At 48.6% G+C, this 15,472-nt stretch carries 14 protein-coding genes; 8 read left to right on the forward strand and 6 right to left on the reverse strand.

Annotated elements, in window-relative coordinates; genetic code table 11:
• Positions 1-8 precede the first annotated feature (8 nt).
• Together AB2U10_RS16800 and AB2U10_RS16805 are read right to left on the reverse strand one after the other, a co-directional pair.
• Complete coding sequence (locus tag AB2U10_RS16800) at positions 9-1,226, reverse strand: dipeptidase (RefSeq protein ID WP_367916007.1); 1,218 nt, start codon at positions 1,224-1,226, stop codon at positions 9-11.
• Between the two features lie 27 nt (positions 1,227-1,253).
• Positions 1,254-1,772: a hypothetical protein gene (locus AB2U10_RS16805; RefSeq protein ID WP_367916008.1), complete on the reverse strand. Its 519-nt coding sequence runs from the start codon at positions 1,770-1,772 to the stop codon at positions 1,254-1,256.
• A gap of 42 nt (positions 1,773-1,814) precedes the next feature.
• Here AB2U10_RS16805 and AB2U10_RS16810 point away from each other — a divergent pair, with 42 nt between their 5' ends.
• Positions 1,815-2,864 (forward strand): acyl transferase, encoded by a 1,050-nt coding sequence (locus tag AB2U10_RS16810; protein ID WP_367916009.1) that lies wholly within the window; start codon positions 1,815-1,817, stop codon positions 2,862-2,864.
• Positions 2,865-2,995: 131 nt separating this feature from the next.
• On the opposite strand, the gene AB2U10_RS16815 is transcribed toward AB2U10_RS16810, so the two are convergent.
• Together AB2U10_RS16815 and AB2U10_RS16820 are read right to left on the reverse strand one after the other, a co-directional pair.
• Positions 2,996-3,949, reverse strand: coding sequence for a YpdA family putative bacillithiol disulfide reductase (locus tag AB2U10_RS16815; protein ID WP_367916010.1), 954 nt, complete (start codon positions 3,947-3,949; stop codon positions 2,996-2,998).
• Between the two features lie 58 nt (positions 3,950-4,007).
• Positions 4,008-4,439 carry a DUF5606 family protein gene (locus tag AB2U10_RS16820; RefSeq protein WP_367916011.1) on the reverse strand — a complete coding sequence of 144 codons (432 nt, stop codon included), beginning with the start codon at positions 4,437-4,439 and terminating at the stop codon, positions 4,008-4,010.
• Between the two features lie 257 nt (positions 4,440-4,696).
• Between AB2U10_RS16820 and ccoN the strand changes: the two genes are divergently transcribed.
• The 6 genes from ccoN (at position 4,697) to AB2U10_RS16850 (ending at position 10,435) form a co-directional block, all read left to right on the forward strand.
• Entirely contained in the window at positions 4,697-6,835 is a 2,139-nt protein-coding gene (ccoN, locus tag AB2U10_RS16825; RefSeq protein WP_367916012.1) for a cytochrome-c oxidase, cbb3-type subunit I, read from the forward strand.
• Positions 6,836-6,839: 4 nt separating this feature from the next.
• On the forward strand, positions 6,840-6,998 hold the full coding sequence (locus tag AB2U10_RS16830) for a CcoQ/FixQ family Cbb3-type cytochrome c oxidase assembly chaperone (RefSeq protein WP_367916013.1): 159 nt from the start codon (positions 6,840-6,842) through the stop codon (positions 6,996-6,998).
• 14 nt (positions 6,999-7,012) lie between these two features.
• Positions 7,013-7,822 carry a cbb3-type cytochrome c oxidase N-terminal domain-containing protein gene (locus AB2U10_RS16835; RefSeq protein ID WP_367916014.1) on the forward strand — a complete coding sequence of 270 codons (810 nt, stop codon included), beginning with the start codon at positions 7,013-7,015 and terminating at the stop codon, positions 7,820-7,822.
• A 15-nt stretch (positions 7,823-7,837) separates the two neighbouring features.
• Positions 7,838-9,247 carry a cytochrome c oxidase accessory protein CcoG gene (gene ccoG / locus AB2U10_RS16840; RefSeq protein ID WP_367916015.1) on the forward strand — a complete coding sequence of 470 codons (1,410 nt, stop codon included), beginning with the start codon at positions 7,838-7,840 and terminating at the stop codon, positions 9,245-9,247.
• Positions 9,248-9,320: 73 nt separating this feature from the next.
• The gene (locus AB2U10_RS16845) at positions 9,321-9,752 is read left to right on the forward strand and encodes a FixH family protein (protein WP_367916016.1); all 432 of its coding nucleotides are present in this window, start codon (positions 9,321-9,323) and stop codon (positions 9,750-9,752) included.
• A 2-nt stretch (positions 9,753-9,754) separates the two neighbouring features.
• Complete coding sequence (locus AB2U10_RS16850) at positions 9,755-10,435, forward strand: sulfite exporter TauE/SafE family protein (protein WP_367916017.1); 681 nt, start codon at positions 9,755-9,757, stop codon at positions 10,433-10,435.
• Here AB2U10_RS16850 and AB2U10_RS16855 read toward each other — a convergent pair whose 3' ends face one another.
• Both AB2U10_RS16855 and AB2U10_RS16860 read right to left on the reverse strand, forming a co-directional pair.
• Positions 10,436-11,476: a response regulator gene (locus AB2U10_RS16855; RefSeq protein WP_367916018.1), complete on the reverse strand. Its 1,041-nt coding sequence runs from the start codon at positions 11,474-11,476 to the stop codon at positions 10,436-10,438. It lies immediately after the preceding gene.
• Positions 11,477-11,485: 9 nt separating this feature from the next.
• Positions 11,486-12,679: a PAS domain-containing sensor histidine kinase gene (locus AB2U10_RS16860; protein WP_367916019.1), complete on the reverse strand. Its 1,194-nt coding sequence runs from the start codon at positions 12,677-12,679 to the stop codon at positions 11,486-11,488.
• A gap of 369 nt (positions 12,680-13,048) precedes the next feature.
• Here AB2U10_RS16860 and AB2U10_RS16865 point away from each other — a divergent pair, with 369 nt between their 5' ends.
• Complete coding sequence (locus AB2U10_RS16865) at positions 13,049-15,472, forward strand: heavy metal translocating P-type ATPase (RefSeq protein WP_367916020.1); 2,424 nt, start codon at positions 13,049-13,051, stop codon at positions 15,470-15,472.

The following is a 15,472-nucleotide window of genomic DNA, read 5'->3' on the forward strand; positions in this document are numbered from 1 at the left end:
GGAAAGCTTTACTTTCCACCGGCATACGCCAGTACCTTATTCCACACCCGGAAAACATTCCCTGAACAGATTTTCTCAATATCGCCTTCTGAATATCCCCTGTTCAACAACTCCTCCAGCAGGTTCGGATAATCGGAAACATCTTTCAGACCGGTAGGAAGGCTATCGCCCACACCGTCAAAATCAGAGCCTATTCCTACGTGATCTATCCCGGCCAGCTTTACAATATGATCAATGTGGTCTGCCACCCGTTTTACGTCTGAATAGTTCCGGCTGTCTTTGGCCAGCTCTGCGGCCACGGCATCACGAAGCTCTTTTCCCTTCAATCCTTTGCCTTCCAGCTCTTTCCTGATCCGGGCCGAAGCCGCTTCTTTGTATTTCACCACTTCAGCATCAAGAAAAGTAGAGCCGAAGTTCACCATTATCACACCTCCGTTCTCTTTCAGCTTTACCAGCATATCGTCTGACATATTTCTTTCCCAGCCCGGGGTAAAATAACGGGCAGAAGAGTGAGACGCAATCACCGGCACTTTTGTATTGGCGATCACCGCATAGAACGAATCATCCGATATATGCGAAACATCGATCATTATGCCCGCCCGGTTCATGGCTTTGACCACCTCCACTCCAAACGGGCTCAGGCCTTTCCAGGTATGGGTAGTATCGTAGCTTGAATCGCAGATATCGTTATCTTTGGAGTGGGCCAGTGTGACATAGCTGATCCCCTTGCCCCGGTACAGGGCCACATCCTCTACCGAAGTAATGGGCGACCCGTTCTCCATGCCCATAGGAAGGGCTATCTTCCCGGCGGCGGCTATGCGCTGAACATCGGCCGGGGTACGGGCCACTTCAAAATAATTGCCCTTCTCTTTAGCAATATATTCCACCATACGGATCAGCGTATCTGCCAGTAATTTGGCCTCGGTTGCATCCCGGTCGGCCGGGATATAGATAGACATAAACGGCGCGTCCAGTCCGCCTTGCCGCGCCCTGACAAAGTCAAAGTCTCCCTCCCTGCTCTCTACCGGTATGCCGGTATAGGCCTTTTCCAGTCTGAAATTCTTCACCTGTAAACGGTAGGGCAGGTCAACATGGCCGTCAGCAATGATAAATTTATCGGCCAGTGCTTTCGCTTTCACCTTATTGGAAGAAGTATCAGCCGCTTTGGGAGCCACTTTACAGGAAGTGATCAGCACAAGGCCGAGCAGGGTAAAAAAATATTTCATAGTCAATTATATAGGATGGGTTAAAAATCAGATCGGTCGAAGAATCACGGAATCGGTCATGATCGTGTTGCTCGTATTTCCGGCCCTGTCACGAATGTATATCTCAAACTTTACCGTGTCTTTGGCATACGGATAAAACGAATGATACACCTGTATGCCGCTGTAGTGAATGGTTCCCTCAATAGGTCCCGGCTTATCGCCGGAAAGCCGGTGAAAATAGCCCGATTGCGATTCTAAAGGCTCGTAGGGAACGTAATTCCCCTTCACCCTTCTGAATTGCTTAACCAGGAAGTTATGTCCGCCGCCCCGTTCGGCCAGGGAGTCAATTTCCCGTTGCGTATACCCCAGATCACCGTCTCCGTCTTTGAATTTCACCGATATCACCACCGAGTCCTTGTATCCCCCGGTAAGCTCATCCACCCGCAGAATACTCACAATATCGGCAAATTCAATCTCCGGCGTATTGGGAAATTCGGGCACGTTGAAACACCCTCCCAGAAAGGTACCCGAAAACAAGAAGACCGCAATTATTTTAAGAAAACGCATTGTTTAAACTTACTTTTGTAAAAATAATAAAAAACCTTTAACATGAGCATACGCAACCAATTAAAGTCTGCCCTGATCTCCTTACCGCCCGATGCCCGCCCCTTTGAAGAGCTGGCTATGGAAGTATTTCAGTATCAGTATGCTCAAAACCCGGTTTACCGGCAATACGCCGACAGCCTCGGCAAATCGCCCGCCCATGTCAGGCGGATAGAGAAAATCCCCTTCCTCCCGATCGAATTTTTCAAAAGCCACTCCGTAGTAACGGGGTTTACAGAACCGCAGATGATCTTCGAAAGCAGCGGCACTACTTCGTCCCAGACCAGCCGCCATTCCGTTGCCGACCTCACCCTTTACGAGATATTAAGCCGGAAGACCTTCGAGCAGATGTACTCACCACTCTCCGATTACCACATTTTTGCCCTGCTTCCGTCTTATCTCGAACGAAATAACTCTTCGCTCGTGTATATGGTTCAGAACTTTATTTACTATAGCTACAGCCCGTTCAGCGGCTTTTTCCTGGACAATACCGAAGAAATGGTCAAAAAAATGACCGAAGCCGCCGCAGATCAGCGGAAAATACTCCTGATCGGCGTCACTTTCGGACTGCTCGACCTCCTGGAAAATGAACCCCTCGCACAAAAGATCCGTGCGCTCTCTGACCGGCTGATCGTGATGGAAACCGGCGGAATGAAAGGCCGCCGGAAAGAAATGATCCGGGAAGAGCTGCACGCCATCCTCACTGCGGGCTTCGGTGTGGAAACCATTCACTCTGAATACGGCATGACCGAGCTGCTCTCCCAGGGCTATTCAAAAGGAGAAGGTATCTTTCACCTGCCGCCTTCCATGAAAATTTTCCTGCGGGAGATCAATGACCCTTTCACTTACCTGCCGCATTTCGCGATCGGCACAAAGCCTGAAGAAGTAAAACAGCGAACCGGCGGGATCAACGTGATCGACCTGGCCAACATCGACTCGTGCAGCTTTATTGAGACCAAAGACTTAGGGATCTATACGGAAGATTATTCCGGGTTCAGGGTAGTGGGGCGTTTCGACAATTCCGACATTCGGGGGTGTAATCTACTGCTGGCGTAAATCTGTACGATTCTTAGCGAAACATACTTTTCTGACTCTGCCTTGTGTTCTTTGTGAAAACACTTCGTGTTCTCTGTGAAAAAATATATTACACAAAGCGCGCAAAGGAATTTGCACAAAGTACACAGAGATTAACCTGTTTGTCTTATATGCTCTACAATTTTCACGGCATGTTCCCGGGAGTTTTCTATAAACAGCTTCCGGGTATCCATTCCACCACAGATTACCCCTGCTAGGTAGAGACCGGGTACATTGGTCTCCATGGTGTCTTCATTGTAAAACGGCTTGCGCACTTCGTCTTCCGACAGCCGGATACCCAGCTTTTGCAGGAAATCCAGGTTAGGCTGATAGCCGGTCATGGCCAGTACCCATTGGTTTTCCAGCACTTTCTCACCTTCAGGGGTAGAAATGACTACCTCATTTTCCCCGATCTCTTTCAACCGGGAATTAAAATACGCCCGGATCGAGCCTTCGGCTATCCGGTTTTCCAGGTCGGGACGAACCCAGTACTTGACGGTTCTGCCAATTTCCGGCTCCCGTACCACCATGGTCACCTCAGCCCCTTTCCGGAAAGTTTCCAGGGCCACATCCACAGCCGAGTTATTGGCCCCCACCACCAGCACTTTCTGGAAGGCATAATAATGCGGGTCCTTATAATAATGTTTTACCTTGGGCAGGTTTTCTCCGGGTATTCCCAGCAGGTTGGGGATATCATAGAACCCGGTAGCCAGGATCAGCTGATCGGCTGCATAGCTGTCTTTGGTGGTCTTTACCCGGAAACCTCCGCCGGCCTTTCCTACCTCCAGCACCTCTTCAAACAGGTGAATCCGGAGCTCCTGGTTCTGCGCCACCCGCCGGTAATATTCCAGCGCCTCCGAGCGCGTGGGCTTCACAGAATTCGACACAAACGGGATATTGTTCAGCTCCAGCCGTTCTGAGGTACTGAAAAATGTCATTGTTGTGGGATAGTGGTACAATGAATTCACCAGGCACCCTTTTTCCAGGATCAGGTACTCCAGTCCTGCATTTTTGCAGGCAATTCCGCATGCCATCCCGATCGGACCGCCACCAATGATCACTACCATCTTCCTTGTTGTTTAAGCCGGATGACACAGAAAATCAACCCGCGTCATCCGTGCTCCGTTATTCTGCGTCTTTCTCCTCCACGGCCTTTTCTTCAAAAGCTTCCGGAAGATATTCACTTATAATATTGTACCAGTTGATGATCTTTTTTACGTCTGTGGCATATACGCGTTCCCGGTCGTAATCGGGCAGAATAGCCTCAAAAAAATCAAAAAACTGCTTGTTGGTTGCATTCTTACTATCAAAATCTACCTTTTCGCCATGCGCTTTCCGGATAGCCTGGAAAATCTCGCTGAGCGGCTGTGACTCATTGGCATTTTCCGTATACACCGAAATCTCCTTCAGCACCGACACCTTTGCATTGGCATTAACCATTTCACGCTTCCTGGCGGCATCCAGCGACTCTACGATGACCCCAACGCGCCCCGGTTTTACAATCCGGTAAAGACCGGGTTTCCCCGAAATGTTAGCTACCTCCTGTAGTAATTCCATAAATCAGATTTAATTATTTTCGCGATGCAAGTTACTTAAAAAATAAAACTGCCCCCTCATTTTCTCCTCCTGAATTTTGCAAAACATCTCTTCCGGAAGCGTACAAAATACTTTATATTAACCCCTTATACCCTGTTTGAAAAAAATAAATTACCGAATTATGACCAATCTCATGTTTTTGATTATCTTGTGTCATATTTTACGGGCAGTACCACTTTCTAATTTTACGTCTCAAAATTATAACCCTCTGACAGATTATGCAGAACAGTACTCAACAATCTTCAGTTGGTGTCTTGGAGCAGTTCGAATATGACAATAAGATCGTCAAGGCGTTTCTTATCGCTTCCGTAGTTTACGGAGTGATCGGAATGCTCGTCGGACTCACCCTGGCAATCCAGCTTTTCTTACCCGAAGCCAATTTTGAAAACCCGCATACCACATTCGGCAGGCTCAGACCGCTGCATACCAATGCAGTGATTTTTGCATTTGTGGGCAATGCCATGTTTGCCGGGATTTATCATTCCAGTCCCAGGCTGCTCAAGACGGCTATCTTCAGCAAGACCCTCTCCTGGATTCACTTCTGGGGCTGGCAACTGATCATCCTGGCGGCAGCCATTACCCTGCCCCTGGGCCTGAGTACCAGTAAAGAATATGCCGAGCTGGAATGGCCTATCGACATTGCCATTGCCGTGATCTGGGTAATCTTTGCCATTAACTTCTTCGCTACGGTGGCCAGGAGAAGAGAAAGGCACATGTATGTGGCTATCTGGTTCTACATCGGTACCATTGTTACGGTGGCTTTACTGCATATTGTCAACTCACTGGCGCTGCCGGTCACACTGACCAAAAGTTATTCCATGTATGCCGGGGTGCAGGATGCCCTCGTGCAATGGTGGTACGGGCACAATGCAGTGGCTTTCTTCCTGACCACCCCTTACCTGGGCCTCATGTACTACTACCTGCCCAAAGCAGCTAACCGGCCCGTGTTTTCCTATAAGCTATCTATTATTCACTTCTGGTCGCTGATATTTATTTATATCTGGGCCGGGCCTCACCACCTGCTGTATACCTCGCTGCCTGACTGGGCACAGAGCCTCGGAACCGTGTTTTCAGTGATGCTGATCGCGCCATCGTGGGGAGGTATGCTGAACGGCCTTCTTACCCTGAGAGGCGCCTGGGACAAAGTAAGGGAAGACAATGTGCTTAAATTCTTCGTGGTAGCCGTAACCGCTTACGGTATGGCCACTTTTGAAGGACCGATGCTCTCGCTTAAAAATGTCAGTGCCATAGCACACTATACCGACTGGATCATTGCACACGTGCACATCGGGGCCCTGGGCTGGAACGGGTTCATGATCTTTGGTATACTCTACTACCTGGTTCCGAGAATGTGGAAAACCGAGATCTACTCCAAATCACTGGTGAGCTTCCACTTCTGGATTGGTACGCTGGGTATCATTTTCTATGCGCTTCCCCTCTACTGGGCCAGCCTTACCCAAAGCCTGATGTGGAAAGAATTTACGGCAGACGGCTTCCTGGCCTATCCTAACTTCCTGGAAACCGTTACCAAAATTGTACCGCTTTACATGATGCGGGCCGTGGGGGGTACCATGTACCTGACCGGTGTATTCATCATGATTTATAACCTGGTTAAAACCGCTGCTCAGGGCACTTTCGTAAGCACCGAATACTCGCAGGCCCCTGCCCTGCAGAGAAATGTAAATATCATCGGTGGCGGCTGGCATACCCTGCTCGAACGTAAGCCGTTTATCTTTACCGGGCTGGCCATCGTAGCAGTAGCCATCGGGGGTATCGTAGAATTTGTGCCTACCGCCCTGATCAAATCCAATGTTCCGACCATTGCTTCCGTGAAGCCGTATACACCGCTGGAGCTCACCGGCAGAGACATCTATATCCGCGAGGGCTGCGTAGGCTGTCACTCCCAGATGATCCGTCCGTTCCGCGACGAGACCGAACGTTATGGCGAATACTCCAAAGCCGGGGAATTTGTCTACGACCGGCCTTTCCTCTGGGGTTCCAAACGAACCGGTCCCGATCTGCACCGGGTGGGTGGCAAATACCCCGACAGCTGGCACTTCAATCACATGCTCGACCCTACCTCCATGTCGCCGGGCTCCATTATGCCTTCATACCCGTGGCTGATCGATGATAACACAGATTACAGCGACCTTCCGAAGAAAATCAAGGTGATGCGCCAGCTGGGAGTACCGTATGAAGAAGGTTTCGAAAACGAAGCCGTAGCCGATGCAGAAAAACAGGCGGCACAGATCGCAAAAAGCCTGGGAAAAGACAAGATCAAAACGTCTAAAGACAAAGAGATCATAGCGCTTATTGCCTACTTACAAAGATTGGGTACTGACATTAAACAAAAGTAAGCTCATGTTTAAACATTATTTCGAACAAATAGAAGGAATCAGCATTTACCCTGTTTTCTCCCTGCTCGTCTTCTTCTTTTTCTTTGTAGGCCTGGGATTCTACGTTTTTTCCCTTGATAAAAAGAAAAGAGAGCACCTGGAAAATTTGCCTTTGGAAGATTAAAACATTAAAGAACTATGGACAACAAAATAACCTCTATTGAAGATCTTCTCTTGGTGATCCTGGTGATTCTGATGATCGGAATCTCGCTGGTGCTGATTTTTGTGATCCTGCAAACCAATAACGCCACCCGCCGGCTGATTGCCCAGAAAACGGGACAGGAATACGAAGAGTTTGACTTCGGAAAATGGTGGAAGAAAATTAACGGCACCACGGTAAGTGTGACAGACGAAAAGTCGATTATGCTTCACCACGACTATGACGGGATCAAAGAGCTCGATAATCATTTACCCCCCTGGTGGGTGAATATGTTCTACCTGACCATCGTGTTTGCCATTGTGTATATGCTGGTATATCACGTATGGGATAAAGCTCCGCTGCCTGCGGAAGAGTATGAGTTGGCTATGGAAAAAGCCCGGAAAGAAGTAGAAGCATTCCAGCAGCAGCAGGGGAACAGCATTGATGAAAAATCGGTTCAGCTTACCCCCGGCGATGCCGGTGCGTTAGCAAACGGTAAGACCATCTTTGAAAGCAACTGCGCCGCCTGTCATGGTGCTTCAGGTGAAGGTACCGTAGGTCCTAACCTCACAGATGAATACTGGCTTCACGGAGGCTCCATTAACGATGTCTTCAAAACCATCAAGTACGGTGTACCTGAAAAGGGGATGATCTCGTGGCAGTCAACCATCAAACCCAAAGACATGCAGGACGTGGCCAATTACATTCTTTCACTTCAGGGTTCCAAGCCGGCTAACGGCAAAGCTCCCGAAGGAGAGAAACATGTTGCAGAAACGGTTGCAGCAGCTGACTCTGCAGCCGTGCAGTAGAAAAACCAATAAACAATGGCTAGCAATTTAGAATTTATCGACGAGGCCTATAGAGACGCTATAGGCACCGTCGATAAAGACGGTAAAAGGATCTGGGCATTTCCTAAAAAACCGAGCGGGAACTATCACAACAAGAGAGTAATAGCTACAGTAGTTTTTCTCTTGATATTCTTCTCTGTCCCCTTTATTAAAATAGGAGGTGACCCTCTTCTGCAAATCAATATCTTCGAAAGAAGGTTCTACATTTTCGGGCAGCTGTTCCTGCCCCAGGATTCCCTGGTTTTCAGCATCGGTCTGGTAACCTTTTTTGTGTTTATTACGCTCTTTACCGTAGTTTACGGACGGGTATGGTGCGGATGGGCCTGCCCGCAGACCATTTTTATGGAAATGGTCTTCCGGAAAATAGAATACTGGATCGAGGGCGACAGAAAACAACAGCAAAAGCTGGCCCAGGCTCCCTGGAACAGAGAGAAAATCATGAAGCGCTCGGTCAAATACTTCATCTTCATGCTCATCTCGGTGGTTATTGCCCATACGGCCATGGCCTACCTGATCGGCGTGGAAGAAGTAAGAAAGCTGGTTACCCATTCACCGTCAGAGAACCTCTCCGGCTTCATAGGCCTGGTGGCCTTCACCGTCATATTCTTCTTTGTATTTACCCGCCTGCGCGAGCAGGTTTGTATCGCCATCTGTCCTTACGGCCGGCTGCAGGGGGTGCTGGTGGGAAGAAATACCATGAATGTCATTTACGACTGGGTACGGGGAGAGCCGCGCGGACGCATGAAAAAAGGAGAAATTGACACCGGTAAGGGCGACTGCATCGACTGCACGCTTTGTGTTCAGGTTTGTCCCACCAACATTGACATCCGGAACGGTATACAGCTGGAATGTGTTAACTGTACAGCCTGTATTGATGCCTGTGATGACGTAATGGAGAAGATCCATAAGCCCAAAGGATTGATCAAATTCGGGTCAGTGGAAAGTATTGAAACCAATACTCCGTTCAAAATATCTGCCCGTGCCATCGGGTATTCTGTGGTGCTTCTGCTGCTGATAGCCGTAGAAATATTCATCCTGGCAGGCAGAAGCCAGGTAGAAGCCACCATCCTGCGTGTTCCCGGGCAGCTCTACCAGGAAATGCCCGACAACCGGTTGAGTAACCTCTACAATGCGCAGATCCTGAACAAATCAAAAGAAGACATGACCCTGTCTTTTGAGGTGGAAGGATCAGCCGGTAAAATTACCCTGGTAGGAAACAAGCAGTCGGTAACGGTACACTCCGGCCAGAAAGCCGAGGTGGTTTTCTTTATTGAAATGAATAAATCGGCGATCAAAAAACGTAAAACCGAACTGGAAATAAAGATCCGTAACGGAAACGAGGTGGTGGAAACCGTTGAAACTACATTTTTAGGATATACAGATTAAAACAGCTATGAGTTTAAAGCGAACCGGATATCATTCGGAACGGATTACTCGGAACTAAACACTTGGAACTATTATGAATTTCGGACATAAAATAGCAATCGTATACACTCTTTTTGTAGTGTTTATCATTTCCCTGGTTACCTTCTGTGTAAAACAGAAAGATATTTTCCTGGTGAGTAACGATTACTACAAAAAAGAGATGGCCTACCAGGAAGAAATTGATAAATACGCCAATACCGGTCAGCTCAGCCAGCCGGTAAAAATTATCAATGCGGGCGAATTTCTAACCATTCAATTCCCTGAAGAAATGCAGGGAGCATCCGGCGAAATTCATTTCTACCGGCCTTCTGACGCCAACCTCGACTTCCGGGTGCCCGTACGTATCGATCCCTCCAACAGCCAGAAAATTGCCGTTAGCCAGCTGGTAAAGGGCAAATGGGTGGTCAAAATGGAGTGGTCGAAAGAGGGCAAGAACTACCTGAAAGAAGAAAAAATTATTCTTTAAGCGTGATCTATTCAGCCTTTCTACTGGGATTTTTAGGGAGCCTGCATTGCTTCAGCATGTGCGGTCCCCTTTCCCTTTTACTCCCGGCAGACAGGAGCCGCTATCTTATAGGAAGGCTGACCTATAATACCGGCAGAATCACCACCTATGCCCTGCTTGGCTTGCTCACGGGTATTGCAGGAGAGCAGGCCGGGTTCCTGATTCCGCAAAAAATCCTGTTTATCCTGCTCGGAGCCGTCCTGCTGGTTTACCTCCTGCTTCCCGTAAAATGGAAAAACCGCATCAGCGTTATGTCACCCGTTATTCGGATGGCCTCTTTTACGAAACGTTCCCTGGCAAAGCTGAGCAAACGGCACGGGCTGGCCGTTCAGTACGGTTTCGGTCTGGTTAACGGGCTTATTCCCTGCGGGCTTGTTTACGCGGCGCTCAGCGGCGCATTTCTTACTGCCGGAATCACCGACAGCATGCTTTTTATGATCCTTTTCGGGCTGGGTACCCTGCCCATGATGATGAGCTTCGGCGTGATAGGGAAAATCCTGCCCTCGTTTCTGCGGGTGAAGCCTAAGCTTATTTATACGGTTTCCTACCTGATCCTGGCGGTATTTCTCCTGTACAAAGGGGTTAACCTGCCTGTCAGCCACTACGCCAACAGCCACGAAATCACCATTTGCCGGACCCCCTGATCAGTTTCGCATGTTTCTTAGCTTCTCCGGCTCCAGAAGCGATATCTTGCCCGACGAAATATCGATCAGCTTTTCGTCTTTGAAATCCGACAGGGTTCTTATCGCCGTTTCCAGCGAGGTGCCCGCTTTGGAGGCCAGGTCTTCCCGGCTTACTTTCAATGCCTCATCCGGATCTTTAAAGAACAGGAGCAGGGCCTCTGATACCCGTTTCCGTACCGAATTATAGGCCAGCTTGATCAGCTCGCTCTCTATGGTCTGAATATTTTTGGAGATCAGCTGGATAAACTTCAGGGAAACAGAAGGGTTTCTCAGGATCAGGTCGGAAAAAATCTTCCTCGGAATCAGCACCACCTTGCAATCTTCCAGGGCCGACAGGGTTTCGCTGAAGTTGCTCTCCCGGATCAGGTCGGTATACCCGATAAAATCGCCCTCGTTATACAGGTTAATAATCAGCTCCTTCCCGTTTTCATTGGTCTTATACGACTTGGCTTTCCCTGACTGCAGGTAATACAGGTACAGGGGGTAATCGCCTTCCCGGTATATTTCGGTCTTTTTCTTGTAATCGCGTATTTCGCGGTTTTCAATCAGGCTTTTCAGGGCTTTCTCCCCCTCCGCATCCGATACCAGCTGGTCCAGCCCGTTCATGTCTTTCGAATATTCCTTCCTCACCAGCTCTTTCTTCTTCAGGCGGCTGCGGATGGCATTGATCAGCTCCACGTCTTCAAAAGGTTTGGTAATGTAATCGTCTGCACCCATCTCCATGCCCTTACGGAAATCCATACGCTCGGCTTTGGCCGTAAGAAAGATAAACGGTATATCGGCCGTCTTAGGCTCTTTGGAAAGGAAATACAAAACGGTATAACCGTCCATCACGGGCATCATGATGTCACAGACAATCAGGTCGGGCACCTCTACCCGGGCTATGTCGAGCCCGTCTTTTCCGTTAGGAGCCGTTAATACCTCAAAACCGTCGAGCTCCAGTATCTCGCAGATATTTTCCCGGATCTCCTCATTATCTTCAATCAGTAATATTCTCATCATTGTATAAAATTAACTTTGGGGAATGACAACCGTAAACTCGGTTCCCACGTTTTCCGTACTTTCAAAGGCTACGGTACCCTGCAGCAAAGATACGTAATGGCTGACAATACTCAGCCCCAGGCCGGTACCCTGTATCTCTCCTGCGTTGCTCATCCGGTAAAACCGTTCAAAAACCCGCTTGTGCTCTGCCGCAGGTATGCCTATGCCCTCATCTTTCACCTTCACAATAAGCTGATCATTTTCTATGGCCGACATCAGGCGGATGATTTTGCCGTTCCCCGAAAATTTGATAGCATTAGAAAGCAGGTTGATAAGAATATTGGTTAATAATTTCGGATCTGACTTAAAGGTAATGGGCCCGGAGTGCGTACGCAGGATAACCTGGTTCTTTTTCATCAGCGGGATCATCTGGTTGTATACCTCCTCCAGCAAAATATCTACCCGGAAAGTCTCGGCCGCCAGGATCACCTTTCCCTCCTCCAGCCGGTTCAGCGAGAGGAAGTCGTTCAGGATCTCCGTCAGGTTACGAACCGCCGTTTTGATCCGGTGGATGTGCCGGTCGCGTTTCTCAATTTCATTCAGGTTCCCGTATTTCTCTACCAGGGACAGCGACGACAGGATAGTGGCTAACGGCGTACGAAACTCATGCGAAGCGATAGACACGAACCGGCTCTTCATAGAACCCAGTTCCTGTTCCCGCTTCAACGCCTCGTCCAGGTCATTTTTGATGGTTTCGAGGCTTTGAATCGTGTTCCGCAAATCAAGTGTTCTTTCTTCCACTTCTTTTTCCAGTTCGTCTTTATAAGCAATTAGTCGCATTTCGGCTTCCTTCCTTACACTGATATCGATTACAAAAGCAATAACAAAATTACCGTTACTATTGGAATAAGGGCTGAGACTGATCTCCACCGGAAACTCCGATCCGTCTTTACGGAGCCCGTAAAGATCCATCCCCAATCCCATAGACCGGGCGCGGGCCTCCCCATGAAAGCGTTTTCTGTGTCCGGAATGGGCACCCCGGTACCGGCTGGGAATGAGATCCTCAATTCGCTTTCCGGTTAACGTGTGTTCCGGGTAACCGAAAATCTTTTCGGCACTGGGGTTGGCCCTTATGATCTCTCCTTGTTCATCTACAACAAAAATCCCCTCCGTAGTGTATTTAAAAATTCCTTCCGAAAGGTCTGAAAAATCCTTTTGACTCATTCTATCCTATTTGATCATGGAGCCTTAAACTCCACAAAATTATTTGAATCTCCAAAATTATAAAATGATACTTATCATTCCCGGTTACCCGATTTTATTCTGAAAAACCGGAATTCTTTTTTCGAAAAAGACAACAACAACTTATTCATTATAAACGGTTTGCGAAAAAACAAAATAACAACCTGCTCCTGTCTCCCGTAAAAACCAGGCCTTTTTCCCGCAAAATGAACCCCAAAATATGATGAATGTCATGTTTTCACCGGCACCGCATCATTTTATGGTTGCTGAAAAAAGAAGAGGTTTGTACTATAAATTTAACGGGAACAGCATTAAATTCACATAACTTTCATCCATTTAGAAAGATCCTGTATGAATACGATAGCGGAAGAGAAGGTTTTAATCAAATGTTACCATTGTGACAGCATCTGCGAGGAGGAAATAATCACCCATGATGACAAGCCGTTCTGTTGCGTGGGCTGTAAAACCGTATACGAAATTCTGCAGGAAAACGGCTTGTGCACCTATTACGATCTGAATGAAAATGCCGGGGTCAGCCTGAAAGCCGGTCATCTTGCCGGGAAATACGAATTTCTCGCTGATCCGCAGATTGAAAAGCAGCTGCTTGACTTTAAAAGTGAAAACCAGGCGCGGGTCACCTTTTTTATTCCTTCGGTACATTGCAGCTCCTGTGTATGGCTCCTAGAAAATTTCAATAAGATAAAAGCCGGGGTGCTCACCGCGCGGCTGAACTTCATAAAAAAAGAGCTCTTTGTATCGTACGATCCTTCACGGGTTAGCCTGAAAGAAATTGTGGAGCTGCTGGCCACATTGGGGTATGCCCCCCTTTTTAACCTCGAAAGCGCCGATAAGCCGCAGAAATCCAATAAAGAGCAGCACCGGCTCCTGCTTCGTATAGGCGTGACCGGCTTTTGTTTCGGAAACATCATGCTACTGAGCTTCCCGGAATATTTCAAGCTGGATCTTCAGAACGCAATAGATGCCAGCTACCAGAAATTCTTCCTGTACCTGAATTTCCTGCTGGCTCTGCCCGTATTCTTTTTCGGCGCTTCTGATTACCTGAAAGGGGCCTTTATATCCCTCAAAGAAAACTGGAAAGGAACTACCCGCGTGCTCAGCGTAGACATCCCTATTGCCATGGGCATTTCCGCCCTTTTTATCCGGAGTACCTACGAAACCTTTGTCAATCATACATCGGGTTACTGGGACAGCCTCACGGGACTGGTGCTGTTCCTGCTGGTGGGGAAATGGCTGCAGCAGGTGACCTACAGCTACCTGTCTTTTGAGCACGACTACAAATCGTATTTCCCGCTGGCCGTACGGGTAAAAGAACAGGGCTTTAAGAATGTAGCCGAACTGCAACCCTCCGAGGTTATCGAGATTCACCACCAGGAGCTCATTCCTGCCGACTCCCTCCTGCTTTCAGAAGAAGCCCTGATCGACTACAGCTTTGTAACGGGGGAATCTGCCCCGGTAGAAGCCCGGCGCGGCGATCGTATTTTTGCAGGAGGCCGCCAGCTGGGTTCAAAAATTGACCTCCGGGTAGAAAAGCAGGTATCCAGGAGCTACCTGACCGAACTCTGGAACAACGAGACCTTTCGCAAGGATAAGGCATCGCGCACCTCTGATTTTGCCAACCTCTTCAGCCGGTATTTCACCTACGCGGCCATCGGCATTGCGGCCCTGACCGGGCTGTACTGGCATTTCCATAATCCTGATCTCGTTTGGGTGACCGTCACCGCTGTATTGATGGTGGCCTGCCCCTGTGCGCTCACCCTGGCCATGCCCTTTGCCATGAATGCCGCCATGAGCCTGCTGGGCAAAAACCGTTTCTTTGTCAAAAATCAGAATGTTATACAGCTGCTTACCGAAGTAAACGCTATTGCCTTTGATAAAACCGGTACCCTCACCGAAGGGAAATCAGGAAACGTAAAATTCACTGACGGTGAGTTGTCAGAAGAAGACAAAAGGCTGGTAAAAGCAGTGACCTCTTCATCTGTGCACCCGCTCAGCAGGCTGATTGCCTCGCACCTCGGCAAATACGCTTCAGAAGTGGCCGTAAGCCGTTTCAAAGAAATAAAAGGAGAAGGTATTGAGGCCGTGGCCGGTGGCCGGCACATCCGCCTCGGAAACTCTGTTTTCCTCAACATGCCCCATGTTCCGAAAGAATCGGGACAGGTGCTCGTGGAAATCGACGGCGAATACAAAGGCCACTTTTCCGTAAAATCAAAATTCCGGAACGGCTGGGAGGCTGTTTTAAAAAAATTGTCGCGCCGGCACATCCTGGCCCTGATTTCCGGCGACAACAGCCGCGACAGGAAGATGCTGGCTCCTTATTTCCTGGAAAAGAACATGCATTTTGACCTGAAACCCCAGGATAAGCTTAATTTTATAAAAAACAACCAGGAGGCCGGTACAAAGGTCCTGATGATCGGTGACGGTCTGAACGATGCGGGAGCACTCCGCCAGGCGCATGTAGGCGTAGCTTTAAGTGAAGATATCAACGCATTCTCTCCCGCCTGTGATGTTATTCTTGATGCCCGCGAATTTAACCGTATCGACGAATTCATCGGGTTCAGCCGCACAGCCATGAATATAGTGGTAGCCGCCTTTGCGCTGTCGGTGCTGTATAACATTGTGGGCATAAGCCTGGCGGTAAGCGGCCATTTGTCGCCTCTATACGCCGCTGTATTTATGCCGCTCAGCTCCATATCTGTGGTGCTCTTTGCTACCGGCTGTACCTATCTTTTTGCAAAACTTAAAAACCTGATTTGA

The sequence above is a fragment of the Leadbetterella sp. DM7 genome (assembly GCF_040829825.2).
Classification (GTDB): domain Bacteria; phylum Bacteroidota; class Bacteroidia; order Cytophagales; family Spirosomataceae; genus Leadbetterella.